The sequence below is a fragment of the Bacteroides sp. HMSC067B03 genome, from assembly GCF_001811315.1.
Taxonomy (GTDB): Bacteria; Bacteroidota; Bacteroidia; order Bacteroidales; family Bacteroidaceae; genus Bacteroides; species Bacteroides faecis.
In genome coordinates, this window is sequence record NZ_KV804308.1 from 4473 (window position 1) to 19039 (window position 14567).

A 14567-nucleotide genomic window follows, 5' to 3' on the forward strand; every position below is an offset into this window, starting at 1 on the left:
TGATTTCAAATCTTCGTCTATGCTCTTCGGAATAAATTTTACCATTACACCTGATAGATTCTTTTTTGGTCAAAAGACTGTTTACCATGTCTTTGGTAAATCCGATAGCATAACATAGTTTTTCCATTCTCAACATCTCTTTGAGCAATGGGAACCAGTTGAATGCTTTTTCAAGAATGGTGTTCAATCGCGATATTTCCTTGTCTTTGGCTTCAAGCTCTTGATTATGTATTCCTTGCAGGTTACGAATCTGCTTGCCGTGCTGTTCCTGCATTTGTTGCATCTTGGCTTTTAATTCATCAATACCCTTGTCACGTTTGGCTATTTCATGACGTAAATTCTCGTTAGATTGTTCCAAATCTTTCAATTTACCGCTGCCGAAAAGAGAACCGACACCACTTGCTATGGCGGTGGCTGCATCAGTGGCTACACTTTTGAGCTTGTCGGTGCGTATCTCCGATTTTACCTGTTTCAGCTCCTGTTCGGCAAAGCTTATTTGTTGCTCCTTGTGTCGTTTGGTTTCCTCTATACGTTGCAGTTCAGCTTTCTGTTTTTCAATGATAAAGTCGTTTCGCTCTAAATGCTCTTTGCCAGTGACGGCCTTTGACTGCCCACGTTCCATTATTAGAATGTCGGATGCCAAGCTCTGCATTTCGGTCATATCTTCATCATTAAGTTTTCGGCTTTTTCCGGTTTCGTGGTTCATCCAGTCGAAAACGATATGGGCATGATAATTCGGTTTGAACCATCTTTCGCCTATTTGGAAACTCTCCCTATCTTCGGCTTCGGGGTGTCCGCTCAGCCAATGCCCCTCGTCCTTGTGCAGGAAGATTTGAAGCGGTGTGATGCCCCAACGCCTTTGGCACTCCTCGCCGAATTTACGCACGTCAGCCAGTGTGGTGTCCGGTCTGACGAGTAACACTCCCTCACGGATGGGGGAACATCCCGCCACCTTGATAGTCTTTCCATTCTTTCCCTTGCGTTCCCTTTCTTTTTCCTGCATGGCACGTCCGGTCTTTTCCTTGACCATTCGTTTGACGTTGTCATAGTGCGTCCGCAGTTCGGGAGTGCCGAAGTCGGGATTTATCCACTGTTCGTTATCGGTGGAAAGTTCGGGAACGACATAGATTCTGGACTCCCCGATATTACGCATATACTCGGCAGTCCTTCGGTTGTGCGCCTCGCTCGATGCGATTCTGCAAGGCTTGATATGTATGCTTGATTTTGTTGCCATAACTATTCTGTTTTTATTGTTTACAATTGATTGCTTTGCTCGCTTCCGCAGAGGGGTTCTTAGGGGGTGTAACCCATAAGCGGAGATTGCAAAGAGAGGGTCACTCTTTGCTCGGGGTTCTCAGGGGTGAAACGCCCTGAGTGGGTCATTAGGGCAAAGCCCTAATCCCCTCGGGAGAGCCCACAACTACGAAAGCGGAGCGTGTAGTTATAGTGGGCTATAACTGAAAGCCGTTCTTCTTTTTCGGTGACTGGCTGCGCGTCTCTTTGACAGACCGGACTTGCCTTTTTCTTTCAACCTGTTTCTGCAAGTATTCATTCAAGTCCTTGCATCCGTTGTAAGTCTGCGAAGCGTCACGGATGTACAGGTCTCTGCCGTATTCCTTGCGGATTTGTCGGAGAGCTTCCATGCCTGCATGGTCGTTGTCAAAAAAGCAGTGGATGCGTTCGTAGCTGCCCAACGGATAGAGAGCCTTGTTTACATTCGATACGGAGTTCAATACAATGTAGTCCTGTCCGTCCAACTCCGGATAATTCGGGCAGCTCTCCTGTCTCAATGTCAGAAAGGAGAGGTAGTCCATGAATCCCTCGAACACATAACAGGTATTCCTTGCTTTCCCCGACTGCCTGATGTGGGAGATTTCCTTGGGTGCGATGCAACCCTTGAAATAGCGGTTGCGAACCTCAAATCCACCCGAACCATTGGGAAAGGCGATGGCAAAGTACCGTTTGCCATTGTGGGTGAAACGGGCTTCACTACATTCTCTTTTTGCCAGTTCCATATTTATTCCTCTTCCCTGCAAGTAGGCAAGCAGGGCAGGGGACGATAACGGAACAATCTCCAACTGTTGGAAACTCGGTTCGGAAGAGTTTTGCTTGCCAAAAGAGAAAGATACCGGGCGCACATGCGGTGTCTGTTCCGCTATCCGTTTTAAAATGTAAGGTACATGGTCGGTAGCATACAGGTGTGCAGCCAGTTCAATGATACCGCCACCTTTGCCCAAACCGAAGTCATACCATTGGTTACGTTCGGTATTTATCTTGAACGAAGCTTCTGCTTCTTCCCTTAACGGTGATTTATACCACAGGTTGATACCTTGTTGCTTGACGGGAGAATATCCCAAACTGTGCAGAAAATCTGCTATCCTGATTTGCTTGGCTGTCTGTATATCCATAAAATGATTGTTTTAGTAGTTGGTAAATTGGTTGCTAAATTGATTCGTTTTTCTTTTCGCCCGTACCATTTTAAGAAGTACGGTCTGTATAACCACTTCACTTTATTTTCGTATATATAGGATACGGTAGTAAAGTGAAGTGGTTTTGTACTTCCTGCAACCGCTTCGCTTTATTCCTAATATATAGACCCACAGAATAAAGTGAAGCGATTACAAACAACAGGCTAATAGTGGAAGTCGGGCATGAACGTGTATTTCCTGCCGTTCTCCTGCACTATCATCCGTTTGTTGCGAAGCATGGTGATGAGCGGTACCGCCTTTTGATGGTTCAGCTTTACACCTATTGACGTATAGCTTTTGATTAAGGCATTTTCCAGCTCCTTGTAGCCATATTCCTCTTTCAGTCCGAAAACCGCTTCCAGTGCGATGCGGTGCTGTTGTTCGGTGATGTGCCTGTAAGGGTCAAACTTTTCCTCTTCCGGCCTTCCCGGTTTCTTGGCTTCGGGCTTGTAACCCTCCATAAGTTCGGGCAGGGCATTGTCGTTGATACGGAATGCGAAAGGCTCGAAGTCCATTGCCCTTATGTGCATGGCTGATACTTTACTTATATCCCCGTTGTTCTTGTCCTTTTCCACAAGGAGTACGGTTTCTGCCTTGTTGTTCAGTTCAGTACCGATATGCCCTCTCGCATTTTCATCCCCTTTGTTCTGATGCAGTATCGTATGGATATGTATCTGCCTGTCGTCCGTCCACTGCATCAGTTTGGATATGATGCGTGTGGATTCGCCGGGGCTGTTGATGTCATATACCATATCACGAATACCGTCTATGATTACAAGGGCTATGTTGGGGGTATTGTAGATAGCCTGCTCTGCAATCCTGATACGCTGTTCGGGCGTGTATTTCCTCAAAGCAAGAAATTCAAGATTTTCATTGTCCCTGTCATCGGGAAGCCCGGCCATCCGCAAAATACGTTTCATGACTTTCAGGCAATGATAAGGGCTTTGTTCCGTGTCCACATAAAGGATTTTCCGTTTGTCTTCCGGAAGTTCAGCCACATATCGCAGCACTGTGCCGTTCTTCAATGCGGCGGCTACGATAGCCGACACATTGAACGTCTTTTTGCTCTTGGCTTTGCCGATGGATGCACTGAAATTCCCCAATGTCCCTATGACGGAACCATGTACTTTGAGAATCTCCGGTGCTTTTTCATAACTTTTCGACAGGCTCAAACGTGAGGCTTGCCAAAGGATTACGGCTTCTTCTGCCGATATTTCCTTGTTGTCTTTCATATAATCCATAAGTACACCTCCCGTTATTTTCGTCCTCCGGTTTTCTTTCCGGCCAGTTCAAGGGCAAGTTCCGCATCAACGATAATCTTGCGCCCTATTTGCGTAATGGCTTTGTCAATCTTTCCGCTTTTCTTTATACGGTTGGCGGTGGGCAGGCTGCACCCGAACAGTTTGGCAATGCCCGGTATTCCGTACACATACTTCCTTTCCATGTCCGTGATGGGCTGCGGTTGCGCTTCCGTTTGGTTGGAAGCGTGCTTGCTTAGGAATATGAACTCTTCGCCTGTCATCTGCCAGACGGGTTTTAATAATAACTCTTGAAGATTTGTCATCGTCCAATCTATTTAGTCGTTAAACAATCAGCCCTGCGCACTGGCTGTTATCTATGTTCTCGAACGATGCAAAATTAGGTAGGGTTATAAGTGGTAAGGATGTGGTTAATGTAAATGGAATGTCTTATTATTCATCTGAATATCAGAGAATAAAAATACCACTCAAAAATTAATTTGAGTGGTAAAAGTGGTAATTTCATGGAATGTCAGGATGTATCACGAATTATCTGAATATGCTTTCCATTTCTTTGGCGAATTTCTGGTTGCTATCACTTGGAAAATCGGAAACGGGTTCTTTGTACTTCGATCTGTAATAGCTCTCGTCAATATCCAGTAGTTTCAATATCTTGTCTCGCCATTCGTCCCTGTATTGCTTGGATAGTTTTTCACTCATCAGGAATATCAGGTAACACACCCGTATCTTTTCCCTTGCCTTGATTTTTAATCTGTTCTTGCAGGGGTACAGATTTATATTGGCATAGAAGTCCGCTATGGTAATGGCTTCGAACTGTTCCCCGACACAGGTTTCATAAATAGGCGAAAGCGGCTTCATGTCAAAATATTCATGCTGTTCCTCCGGTGTATTCTGTACTTCTTCTTGCGCATTTTGCTCGACTGATTCCTCCGGTCGTTTTTCTTCCACATCATCAGGAAGGTATTTTTTCAGGACTTCCATGAAAAGAAGGCTTAGGCGGTAAACATCACTGGAAAGGTTTTCGATATATTGAAAAGCCTCTTTCTGGTCTTGCTTTTGCAGTTCATAGAGTTTATCCAATTCCTTCTTTTCCTTGTCGTATTCAGCCTTGCAGCGTTCATATTCCTTTTCTGCCTGTATTTCTTCTTCGTCCGTATGCTCCCGAAAACCAATGAAATCATATCTGTGGTATGCGTCATTCAAAGGCTCGTGCAACTTGGTGGTAATCTCCAACTGGTCTCTAATTGCAGAATTACGTCTGTCTGCGTAGTGAAAACACACACGCTTTATGATGTCATCATTCAGCGGTTTTGTTTCATAAGCCCGTATATTCTTTTCTATTTCGATTTTTAAACTATTGAGAATCAATGTGTATTGTTCTTTATGCTTGTCAAGTACCAGTTCAAGGATAGCGGATTCAAAAGCCTTTGTATCATTGTGCTGCCTGTAAAAATCGGTGATGAATTTTTGCTTGTCAAAAGAAAAAGCATAATTGGTCACCCAATCATTATATATCCTGTTGAGTTCTCCGTATAGGGGAATCAGTTTGTTAATCTCTCCTGCCATAGACCTCAATTTTGGGGATTATTGTCCTTGTCAAGGAAAGATGCCAGTTCTTCTTCCACCTCTTCCACACTTGGCAAAGCTGATTTCAAATTTTCGGGTATAGCCTTGCTCAACTGGTAATCACTGATACCTATCGGCTGGTCGTAGCCTGTCAAAGCGTATTGTGCCACAACTTCATCTTTTCCCTTGCACAGCAACAGCCCGATAGTCTTGTTGTCATTTTCTCCCCTCAGTTTGTCATCCACCACATTGATGTAGAAGTTCAGTTGTCCTGCATACTCCGGCTTGAATGGAGTAGCCTTTAATTCCACTACAATGTATGCGTGTAGCGGAATTGAATATAGAATCAAGTCGGCAAAGAAATCGCTGTTGCCAATTTGAAAATGCTTCTGCCGGGCGACAAAGGCAAAACCGTTGCCCATTTCCAACAAATAACGGGTAACGTGTTTTACCAGTTGTTCCTCTATGTCCCTTTCGTCTGCCTTTTCTTTCGCTCCTGCCAAATCGAAGATATACGGGTCTTTCAACAGGTAATTGGCAAGGTCGCTTTGTGGTGCTGGAAGTGTGGCTGTAAAATTGTTTACCTTGTTGTTGCTGATTTGTCTGTTATATAGGTTGGTTTCAATTTGTATTTTAAGAACATTGCTGCTCCAACCCATTTCTACCGATTGTTTCATGTACCAATATTTTACACCTAATGGAAGCGAATTATTGAGCATAATTACATGACTTGCCCAATTTATTCTGGCAACAGGGGATGCCAAAAATAATTTTTCTATATCCTCAATCGTTATCCGGTAAATGGCAGATACAGTTTTGGCAACATTCTGAATTTGCGCAAGAGGTTCTTGCGTAAATTCTAACAACTGACTATCAGTGGATTGTATTTGCGCAGTAAGTTCTTGCGTAAATTGTCCGTTGTTTAGTTTCAAGACTTCATCTGCGACCTTCTGTATGCTTGGAACAGATAGCCTTGCATCCGTATCAATGAAACTTCGTAGCACGTTCAGCGGATATGACCGTGCGAATTGGCACATATAAGTAAGGTTACGTTCCGAATAGCCTTTCTTTTCAGGGTAATTGAGCCGGATAGCCTTTGCCAGTTGCTTGATGATTTTGCTTCCCCAGCCTTGTAAGTTCTGATGATACAGGATATAGTTTCCTATTTTCCAATAATGGAACAGCATTTGCGCATTGGCTGCGGTAATCAGCCTGACTTGCGCCTGTTCTATTTCCGAACCGACAGCATGAACAAATGCGTCAAAGTTCGTTCTTTCTATATGATGTTCTTTGTTGTTTTCCATGTTCCAATGTCTATTGTTGTCGCAAATATAATTCAAATAGCGGATAATCCATGAAACTGATTGATACTTTTATAGTTGGTTAAACTTGTTCATGGCATTTGCCTTAATATCATCCGCTATGTCAATGTAGGGTTTCATGGCTTTATAGTCACTGTGTCCCGTCCATTTCATTACGACCTGTGCCGGAATACCGAGAGCCAGCGCATTGCAAATGAATGTTCTTCTTCCTGCATGGGTGCTTAGCAATGCGTATTTTGGGGTGACTTCATCTATACGCTCATTCCCTTTGTAGTAGGTTTCCCTTACAGGCTCGTTGATTTCAGCGAGTTCCCCCAACTCTTTCAAATAATCGTTCATCTTTTGGTTGCTGATGACAGGCAATGCCATGTGGTTTTCAAAATGGACTTCCTTGTATTTTTCAAGTATGGCTTTACTGTATTTGTTCAGTTCAATATTCAGACTGTCTGCCGTTTTGACTGTGGTAACTTCAATGTGGTCGGGTTTCACATCGCTTCTTTTCAGATTACGAACATCCGAGTATCGCAGACTTGTGAAGCAACAGAATAGAAAGACATCCCTGACACGTTCCAAATATTGCTTGTCTTTCGGTATCTGGTAATCTTTCAGTCTGTTCAATTCGTCCCAAGTCAGGAATATTACCTTTTTAGAGGTGGTTTTTAATTTGGGTTTGAATGTATCGTATGCAATGTTCTGATGATGTCCTTTTTTGAAACTCCAGCGCAGGAACCATTTGAGAAATCCCATTTGTTTGCCGATGGTGCTGTTCCTCATGTCTTTCTTATCACGCAAGAAATTGACATATTCGTTTAACCCGAACTCGTTGAAGTATTCAAAGGTTACATCTTCCTTGAACTCTTTGAGGTGGTTTCTCACTGCTGCAAATTTCTCATAGGTGGATGCCGTCCAATTATTCTGGTTGCCACACTCTTTTACAAACTCATCGAACACTTCCCAAAAACTTATCTGCGCTTCTTCCTGCTGTTCTTCACTGTTGTCTTTCATCCGCAGATTGAACGCATCCTTTAGCTGTTGGGTGGTCGGCATGGTTTCCTGTACCTCAAACTCCTTAAACACGTTTTGAATCTCGGCATAGTATTTCAGCAAGTCCGCATTGATTTCGGATGCGCTTTGTTTCAGCTTGTTGGTGCATCCGTTCTTTACCCGTTGTTTGTCGGCATCCCATTTGGCTACGTCAATCCGGTAGCCTGTTGTAAATTCGATGCGTTGGCTTGCGTATATGACACGCATACGGATAGGTACGTTCTCTACGATTGGTACACCGTTCTTCTTCCGGCTCTCCAATGCAAAAATGATGTTGCGTTTGATATTCATAATTGGGTGCGTTTGAAATTCTACACCCAAATATACACCCAAAAATTGAAATAACAAAAGGCATTTAGAAAGATTTAGATTTACTCTGCATTGTATATAATATGTGATTATCAATGATTTGCAATTTTATGATATTTTCTGAAAGCGTAGGTTCGGGAGCCTGTCTCTCCGCTGAACGTGCTGGACAGAAATGGTCAGCAAACGGACAAAAAGCTACAAATCAATGATTTGTGGCTTTTTTTATTGCCCGAAAGTCCTGCTTCCAAGACTTCAAAAGTACGGTAAAAGACAAAGTTTCGTTACTAAATCGTTACCTATTCCCTGCCGGACAAAAACGGTAACGATTTGTCCATAAATGACCTGATAATGACTATATTAGTCCATAGTCTGCATAACTCGAAAACGAGAGGTAAAAACTAATTTTGCAACTAAAAATTTTGAGTTATGAAATCGACATTCAAGGTTCTTTTTTATTTGAAGAAAGGTTCTGAAAAGAAAAACGGCGAGGTTATGATTATGGCACGCATCACCATAGACGGCAAACTTTGCCAGTTCAGTACGAAACAGAGCATCCAGCCCGACAACTGGAGCATTGCTGCGGGCAAAGCCAAAGGCAGGGATGCCGGGAGGATAAACGCCCTTTTGGACGACATACGTTCTTCTCTGAATACCATTTACCACGAAATGCAGCGGCGTGACAACTACGTGACCGCCGAGAAAGTGAAAAACGAGTTTTTAGGTCATAGCGAGAGCCACGAAACAATCCTTTCATTGTTCCAAAAGCACAATGACGATGTGAAGCAGCTTGTGGGCATATCCAAGACGATAGCGACCTACCGCAAGTATGAAGTGACCCGCCGCCACCTCGCTGAATTTATCCAAAGCAAGTACAATGTATCGGACATATCCATAAAGGAGATAAGCCCGATGTTCATTACCGATTTTGAGTTGTATTTGCGTACCGCCTGCAAGTGCGGCTATAACACCACCGCCAAGTTCATGCAGTTCTTCAAGCGTATCATCATCATTGCCCGTAACAACGGCATACTGGTGGGCGACCCGTTCGCCAGCTACAAAATCCGGCTGGAAAAAGTGGACAGGGGTTATCTGACAGAGGACGAGATAAAAATCATCCTTAAAAAGAAAATGGTTTCCGAGCGGCTGGAACACGTCAGGGACTTGTTCGTCTTTTCCTGTTTCTGCGGTTTGGCTTACAGCGATGTCGCCAACTTGCGGCAGGAGAATATCCAAAAGTCCTTTGACGGCAACCTTTGGATAATCACCAAGCGGCAAAAGACGAATACGGACGTGAATGTCCCCCTGCTGGATATTCCCAAGATGATTTTGAAGAAGTACAAGGGCAAGTTGCCGGACGGGAAGATACTTCCCGTAATCAGCAATCAGAAGCTAAACGCCTACTTGAAAGAGATTGCCGATATATGCGGTATTAAAAAGAACCTGACGTTCCACCTTGCCCGGCACACGTTCGCCACGACCACCACGCTGTCAAAGGGCGTACCCATTGAAACGGTGTCCAAGATGCTGGGACACACAAACATAGAAACTACGCAAATTTACGCCCGCATCACCAACAGCAAGATAGGCAGCGATATGCAGGGGCTTGACAAGAAGTTTGTCGGCATCGAGAAGATTTACAAGGAAGTCGCCATGTAATCTTGATTATTGGGAACTGGTCACAATTTGTGACCAGTCCTTACTATTATTCCAACATTGCTAAATCTCCTAAAATATACGATTATGGATTTGCAGATTATCCAAAACAAGATTTTTGAGGTCAGAGGTTGCCGGGTGATGCTCGATTATCATTTGGCAGAACTCTACCAAGTGGAAACACGAGCCTTGAAGCAGGCGGTCAAGCGCAATATCGAGCGTTTTCCGGGTGATTTTATGTTTGTACTCACCCAAGAGGAAGCTAACTTGCTGTTATCCATAGGGGTATCACAAAATGTGATACCCCCTGCTTACAACTTCGGCGTTGCTATGCCTATGGCTTTCACCGAGCAGGGCGTAGCCATGCTTTCTTCGGTTCTCCGCTCCAAAGTAGCCATAGAAGTAAACATTTCAATCATGCGGGCTTTCGTCCTCATGCGCCAAATGGCAATCGGTTACGAGGAACTGTCAAGGCGCATCGAGGAACTGGAGGTAAGCACCGATGCGCAGTTCAACGAACTGTACCAAGCCCTTACCCAGCTTTTGAGCCAGTCGAAACAACAGAAAGAACGCCGTCCGGTAGGTTTCGTTACCTATAACCGTGACAAAAACGAATAGGTAACGATTTCGGTAACGAAATTCCGCCTAACAAACTATATCCCAATGAAGTACATTCTTCCACCTTGCGGGCAGTCCACCGACTACCCGCATTTTTTATATCCTTTTCCAACTGGCACATTCCCCGAAACGCCAGCCGTGCGTGGCATGGCTGACTGTATTCCGTGAAAAGAGCCGTTGGAAACCCGCACAAGCGTATTGCAAGCAAGCTCACAACACCCTTGCCTTTCCCGCCCGCATGGAGTGTTCCCTAAAAGATGAAAGAGAACAGGCACTTTTCCCCTGTTTCCCTATCTGTAAATCTTCCTCTTACGCAGTCCCCCAGCCGGGACAGTCGTTTTAATCATTTCAATAGGCAAAGGTAGTTACGTGTTCTTCACGATTTTGCAAGGTCGAGCCGTTCCGGTTTGGCGAAAAAATCTTCCCTGCCTTGCGAGGTATTTTTTGCCCAAAACCTTGCAAACTCTAAACACTACCCTTTTACGCCTATGTGAAACGAAAACGACCGACCCGACCGGAAGACGCATAAAAAAAAAGTCGGATTTACGGGAAACAGGAAAAAAGTTCAGTGAAACTTCAACTCCCTCACCTCTCAAATCCGCATAAAATTAAAAACTTAAAAATTACAGCAATATGGAAGCAAAGGTATTATCGGAAGCAAAAGTTTATGTAGGCACTTATGCCAAGTACAACAACGGTTCATTGTCCGGCGCATGGCTCGACCTTTCGGACTATTCGGACAAGGAAGAATTTTATGAAGCCTGCCGGGAACTTCACAAGGACGAGGAAGATGCGGAATACATGTTTCAGGACTGGGAGAACGTGCCGGAGGGCTTAATCGACGAAAGCTGGATTTCTGAAAACTTCTTCGCCCTGCGTGATGCGGTGGAGGATTTGAGCGACACCGAGCAGGAAGCCTTTTTCGTGTGGTGCAACTATAAAAGCCATGATTTGGGCGAGGAAGATGCGGACGACCTTGTACGTGATTTCCGGGATGAATATCAAGGGGAATATGACGATGAAGAAGATTTCGCCTATGAAATTGTAGAGGAATGTTACGACCTGCCGGAGTTCGCAAAGACCTATTTCGATTACAAACAGTTTGCCCGTGACCTGTTCATGTGCGATTACTGGTTTGATGACGGCTTTGTGTTCCGGGCGGCATAACAACCAATCCGGGCGGGGTGTCAAAGCCCTGCCCGCTTAAAACAACCAAGTTTATAACCATAAAAAAATAAGACATCATGCAGTCACTTAACAAAAACGGGGTAAGCATCACCCAAACACCGGGAGAAGAAAAGTTCGTGAAATGCCGTTTAGGGGCTTTCAGGGTACAAATTTATTATCAATATGACTACCGCCACACGGACGGCGAACTTTTCAGCACGGTAGCCAAAACGCTGGACGAGTGCCGCCGCAGGTGTGACGAATGGGTAGCGAAGAAGAACGGAGTAATAAACAAGTAAATTTTAGGGACATGAAAACGACAGAAGTAAACAAGGAGCTTATCGGCAGGCGTTGCGAGTGTATTTTTACGGGCTTAATGGTAACGGGTGTTATCGAGGACACAGAAGAAAACGAACACACCATAGAGGTAAAAGTCCGTTTCGACCACCCGCACCAGTGGGGCGATGATTTGTATAATGATGTGTGGGCGTGGGGGCGCAAAATAGACGAGTTCGGCACGCTGCACCATTTGCAACTGTTGGAGGACAAACCGGACTTTCAGATAATGACGGTAGTTTTCGGCGAGCCAATCAGCCGGATAGACCGCAGTGTTTTTGAAGATGTGGAAACGTGGGGCGTCTGTTCCCTGCAAGGCTGGGTAAACAGCTATGAAAGTGTCCGGTTTGTAGCCATAGACGACCATACGGCAATCATCACGGGCGAATATAACATGGAGCAGGTAAAGGTGTGGTTAGAGAAATACACGTCCATAAAGAGCCTTAAAACCAGTTGATAGAGAACGGCGGCTGTTTGCCGCCGTTACTTTCTTCCGTGAGCCTGCCAGCGGGTGAAGAAAGTAACAAAGAAGCCTTTCGTTTTCCCTATCATGGAAACAACCCGCCGATGCTTCCCGGCGGGCTGTCTGCCCGATATTTACGCTTTGCGTATCATTCCATACCCGGTTTCCCAAGAGGATGATAAAAACGGATGTCGCAACTATAAATCCTCATAGTGAATAAATTTTACACCAAGTATGCACACGGTTTCTTCTTCCTCGATGTCATATTTCCATGTCCGCTTAGTGACAAGCATTTCCGTTTCGCAATCGAACCATACCATTACGGGCGCATCATCTTCTTCGTCCGCCCATTTGAAAACCTGATTGGACGGCGTTTTCCATAATTCAGCACTGTCACGTTCGGAAATACAGTCCTTGTCCACAATGATGATGTCACCTACTGCCGGAACTGTATCTGTTTCCAACGTGGTTTCTATGTACCACGAGATGCCTTCTATATCCAATTCTATTTTTACCATGTCGTTTTGTTATTAGGGGGTTATTGTTTCCGTTCCTTCTTCGCTGTTGTCATTATTGAATGATAGTGTAAGTTGCTGCATCTGCCCGAAGCTGTCGATGATATAAATGTCAATCGTCTGCTGGTCGGTCGATGCCGAGGTGTAGTAGAGCCTGAACGTTTCTTTCTCCAGCGGGTAAAGGTCATTGGGCAGGAACACCGTGCCGTTATCCATTTCCAGCTTTCCTTTGCCGTCCGGCTGGAAATACCGTATCTGATAGGTAGTCGGCTGGTAATAGCCGCCACGCACCAGTCGGCAGCGTATTTCGGCGGTTTCCCCGACTTTCAGCCTTTTGGGTACTGGCAGTGTTTCGATGCTGAACGGGTACGCCTGCTGAATATCCAAGTTGTCATTACAGGCGGTGACAAGCACGAGGGCGGCCACGATGTAGCAGCCCATGATGATTTTATACATTACATTCTTCATATACATTATTATATAGCGGTCAGTTGATAATGAATTTCAGTCCCAAAGATACCTGCGTGTGGAACTTGCCTATGTCCGAGCCGAATAACGCCCGTTCCCTTGCGTTCAACAGCAGAGCCACCCGGTCGGTCAGGTAGGTTTCCAGTTCCAGCGTCAGCGCACCGCCGTAAATGAAGCAGTCCTTATCCAGCAAGGTAGAGCCGTCCGGCAGCAGCTTTTCGCTTCGGTTGCTTGTTTCGTACCCGGCGAGAGCCGACAAGCCCAATGAAAGGAAAAAGGTCTTTCGTCTGTCCGATAGGAATTTCAGGTAATAGCCGCCCTCTGCGGTGAACTGTTCTACGGGTATCTGCATATCCTTGTAGTCATACTTCTTGTGCAGGTATTCCCCGCCAATCACCCAGCGGTTGGCGTTCTTGGTGTAAACGCTGTACGCCGCCCCGATGTGGTAGGCAAAATCCGTATTGGCGTTCCAATGCACCCCGTCCGTCATGCCCGCCGTGACCTGCAAGCCTTTCATGCCCGGCAGGTATCTTTGTGCGTGTGCCTGAAACGAGGTCAGGCACAGCGCAAAGAGCATCATTATAAAGATGTGTCTTTTCATTCCCTATTTGATTTTTAGTTCGTCAATCACTTCTGCGTTCACGATGTCGGCGTTTTCCACCCGTATGGTCTGATGCCGCCCGCCGTTCTTCTCATAGAGTTCCACGACCAGCAGCTTGTCGTCAGGAATGGTAAACTTCGGCAGGGCGTACACCGTGCGCACGGTCGATTTCCCGGCAATCTCTATCACCTCGTTGTAGCTGCGTACCGCATCCAGTACCGCTTCCTGAATAACCGTGCGTTTGGGCACTTTTTTATCGGTTATCTTAAACCTGATGAAGTCCGTGTCGAAAGGCACGTTGGAACTGTTCTTTGTCTGCGTGTGTACATAGAGCATCCCGTTATAGGTGTAAATCCCCTTGATTAAGAACTGTATGCCGAAACGCTTGCTACCCAAGTGGCGCACTTTCCGGTCATTGTTCTTGTAGATGCTCTGCATTATCAGCTTCACCAGTAGCGGGCTTTCACCCGCCAGTTCCCGGAAATGGATGTTCATCCGGGTATGCGAGAAGTCGGACGTATCTTCATTCTCCAAGAAGTCCTTCATTTCGATGTTGAGCATTTCCGGTTCACGGGCGTACTTGGCGTTGAACGAAAAGAAACTGCCGTCCTCGCAGATAACGGAGAAGTTCGTTTCTCCCGGAAAGCCCTCTGTCGTGGCTTTCACCCTGATTACGTTCTCCGCACCGTCCGCCTTGCCCGCTATGATGTGGTTGCTTCCCAAATCCACATAGCGGACGGCGGCGGGGAAGATGATATGCGTAGGCTCGGCACTCAAC

17 protein-coding genes are annotated in these 14567 nt (G+C 45.5%); 6 read left to right on the plus strand and 11 right to left on the minus strand.

All coding sequences use genetic code 11. From position 1 onward, the window contains the following. The 7 genes from HMPREF2794_RS06950 to HMPREF2794_RS06980 form a co-directional block, all read right to left on the minus strand. Positions 1–1234, minus strand: a 1234-nt coding sequence (locus tag HMPREF2794_RS06950) for a mobilization protein (RefSeq protein WP_070751236.1), incomplete at its 3' end; no start/stop codon positions are given. A gap of 217 nt (positions 1235–1451) precedes the next feature. Further along, positions 1452–2408, minus strand: coding sequence for a toprim domain-containing protein (locus HMPREF2794_RS06955; protein WP_008155696.1), 957 nt, complete (start codon positions 2406–2408; stop codon positions 1452–1454). Between the two features lie 224 nt (positions 2409–2632). Continuing rightward, positions 2633–3709, minus strand: a complete 1077-nt coding sequence (locus HMPREF2794_RS06960) for an AAA family ATPase (protein ID WP_008155695.1) — start codon at positions 3707–3709, stop codon at positions 2633–2635. Between the two features lie 14 nt (positions 3710–3723). After that, the gene (locus HMPREF2794_RS06965) at positions 3724–4032 is read right to left on the minus strand and encodes a DUF3853 family protein (protein ID WP_080704548.1); all 309 of its coding nucleotides are present in this window, start codon (positions 4030–4032) and stop codon (positions 3724–3726) included. Between the two features lie 223 nt (positions 4033–4255). Then, positions 4256–5293: a hypothetical protein gene (locus HMPREF2794_RS06970; RefSeq protein WP_008155691.1), complete on the minus strand. Its 1038-nt coding sequence runs from the start codon at positions 5291–5293 to the stop codon at positions 4256–4258. A 5-nt stretch (positions 5294–5298) separates the two neighbouring features. Continuing rightward, positions 5299–6597, minus strand: coding sequence for a PDDEXK nuclease domain-containing protein (locus HMPREF2794_RS06975; RefSeq protein ID WP_008155689.1), 1299 nt, complete (start codon positions 6595–6597; stop codon positions 5299–5301). 69 nt (positions 6598–6666) lie between these two features. After that, entirely contained in the window at positions 6667–7950 is a 1284-nt protein-coding gene (locus tag HMPREF2794_RS06980) for a site-specific integrase (RefSeq protein WP_032945093.1), read from the minus strand. Positions 7951–8394: 444 nt separating this feature from the next. Here HMPREF2794_RS06980 and HMPREF2794_RS06985 point away from each other — a divergent pair, with 444 nt between their 5' ends. From HMPREF2794_RS06985 to HMPREF2794_RS07005, 6 genes are all read left to right on the plus strand, one after another. Beyond that, the gene (locus tag HMPREF2794_RS06985) at positions 8395–9624 is read left to right on the plus strand and encodes a site-specific integrase (RefSeq protein ID WP_008648492.1); all 1230 of its coding nucleotides are present in this window, start codon (positions 8395–8397) and stop codon (positions 9622–9624) included. An 84-nt stretch (positions 9625–9708) separates the two neighbouring features. Next, positions 9709–10239 (plus strand): ORF6N domain-containing protein, encoded by a 531-nt coding sequence (locus HMPREF2794_RS06990; protein ID WP_070751237.1) that lies wholly within the window; start codon positions 9709–9711, stop codon positions 10237–10239. A 142-nt stretch (positions 10240–10381) separates the two neighbouring features. Then, the gene (locus HMPREF2794_RS27645; protein ID WP_080597449.1) at positions 10382–10582 is read left to right on the plus strand and encodes a hypothetical protein; all 201 of its coding nucleotides are present in this window, start codon (positions 10382–10384) and stop codon (positions 10580–10582) included. A 290-nt stretch (positions 10583–10872) separates the two neighbouring features. Then, positions 10873–11406, plus strand: coding sequence for an antirestriction protein ArdA (locus HMPREF2794_RS06995; RefSeq protein WP_004329650.1), 534 nt, complete (start codon positions 10873–10875; stop codon positions 11404–11406). A 77-nt stretch (positions 11407–11483) separates the two neighbouring features. After that, positions 11484–11705, plus strand: a complete 222-nt coding sequence (locus tag HMPREF2794_RS07000; protein ID WP_070751238.1) for a DUF3873 domain-containing protein — start codon at positions 11484–11486, stop codon at positions 11703–11705. Positions 11706–11716: 11 nt separating this feature from the next. Beyond that, positions 11717–12199 carry a DUF7258 domain-containing protein gene (locus tag HMPREF2794_RS07005; protein WP_070751239.1) on the plus strand — a complete coding sequence of 161 codons (483 nt, stop codon included), beginning with the start codon at positions 11717–11719 and terminating at the stop codon, positions 12197–12199. A 203-nt stretch (positions 12200–12402) separates the two neighbouring features. Here the strand turns inward: HMPREF2794_RS07005 and HMPREF2794_RS07015 are convergent, their stop codons facing one another. The 4 genes from HMPREF2794_RS07015 to traN all read right to left on the minus strand — a co-directional run. Continuing rightward, positions 12403–12723 (minus strand): hypothetical protein, encoded by a 321-nt coding sequence (locus HMPREF2794_RS07015; protein WP_004327301.1) that lies wholly within the window; start codon positions 12721–12723, stop codon positions 12403–12405. A gap of 12 nt (positions 12724–12735) precedes the next feature. Then, on the minus strand, positions 12736–13194 hold the full coding sequence (locus HMPREF2794_RS07020) for a DUF3872 domain-containing protein (RefSeq protein ID WP_004329653.1): 459 nt from the start codon (positions 13192–13194) through the stop codon (positions 12736–12738). A gap of 13 nt (positions 13195–13207) precedes the next feature. After that, a complete protein-coding gene (locus tag HMPREF2794_RS07025; protein ID WP_005785941.1) occupies positions 13208–13789 on the minus strand; it encodes a conjugal transfer protein TraO in 582 nt (193 codons plus the stop codon). 3 nt (positions 13790–13792) lie between these two features. Continuing rightward, positions 13793–14567, minus strand: a 775-nt coding sequence (traN, locus tag HMPREF2794_RS07030; RefSeq protein WP_070751241.1) for a conjugative transposon protein TraN, incomplete at its 5' end; no start/stop codon positions are given.

Coding starts and splice junctions, on each gene's coding strand:
- HMPREF2794_RS06955 (WP_008155696.1), bottom strand. CDS start 2,408: ATGGATATACAGACAGCCAAGCAAATCAGGATAGCAGATTTTCTGCAC.
- HMPREF2794_RS06960 (WP_008155695.1), bottom strand. CDS start 3,709: ATGGATTATATGAAAGACAACAAGGAAATATCGGCAGAAGAAGCCGTA.
- HMPREF2794_RS06965 (WP_080704548.1), bottom strand. CDS start 4,032: ATGACAAATCTTCAAGAGTTATTATTAAAACCCGTCTGGCAGATGACA.
- HMPREF2794_RS06970 (WP_008155691.1), bottom strand. CDS start 5,293: ATGGCAGGAGAGATTAACAAACTGATTCCCCTATACGGAGAACTCAAC.
- HMPREF2794_RS06975 (WP_008155689.1), bottom strand. CDS start 6,597: ATGGAAAACAACAAAGAACATCATATAGAAAGAACGAACTTTGACGCA.
- HMPREF2794_RS06980 (WP_032945093.1), bottom strand. CDS start 7,950: ATGAATATCAAACGCAACATCATTTTTGCATTGGAGAGCCGGAAGAAG.
- HMPREF2794_RS06985 (WP_008648492.1), top strand. CDS start 8,395: ATGAAATCGACATTCAAGGTTCTTTTTTATTTGAAGAAAGGTTCTGAA.
- HMPREF2794_RS06990 (WP_070751237.1), top strand. CDS start 9,709: ATGGATTTGCAGATTATCCAAAACAAGATTTTTGAGGTCAGAGGTTGC.
- HMPREF2794_RS06995 (WP_004329650.1), top strand. CDS start 10,873: ATGGAAGCAAAGGTATTATCGGAAGCAAAAGTTTATGTAGGCACTTAT.
- HMPREF2794_RS07000 (WP_070751238.1), top strand. CDS start 11,484: ATGCAGTCACTTAACAAAAACGGGGTAAGCATCACCCAAACACCGGGA.
- HMPREF2794_RS07005 (WP_070751239.1), top strand. CDS start 11,717: ATGAAAACGACAGAAGTAAACAAGGAGCTTATCGGCAGGCGTTGCGAG.
- HMPREF2794_RS07015 (WP_004327301.1), bottom strand. CDS start 12,723: ATGGTAAAAATAGAATTGGATATAGAAGGCATCTCGTGGTACATAGAA.
- HMPREF2794_RS07020 (WP_004329653.1), bottom strand. CDS start 13,194: ATGTATATGAAGAATGTAATGTATAAAATCATCATGGGCTGCTACATC.
- HMPREF2794_RS07025 (WP_005785941.1), bottom strand. CDS start 13,789: ATGAAAAGACACATCTTTATAATGATGCTCTTTGCGCTGTGCCTGACC.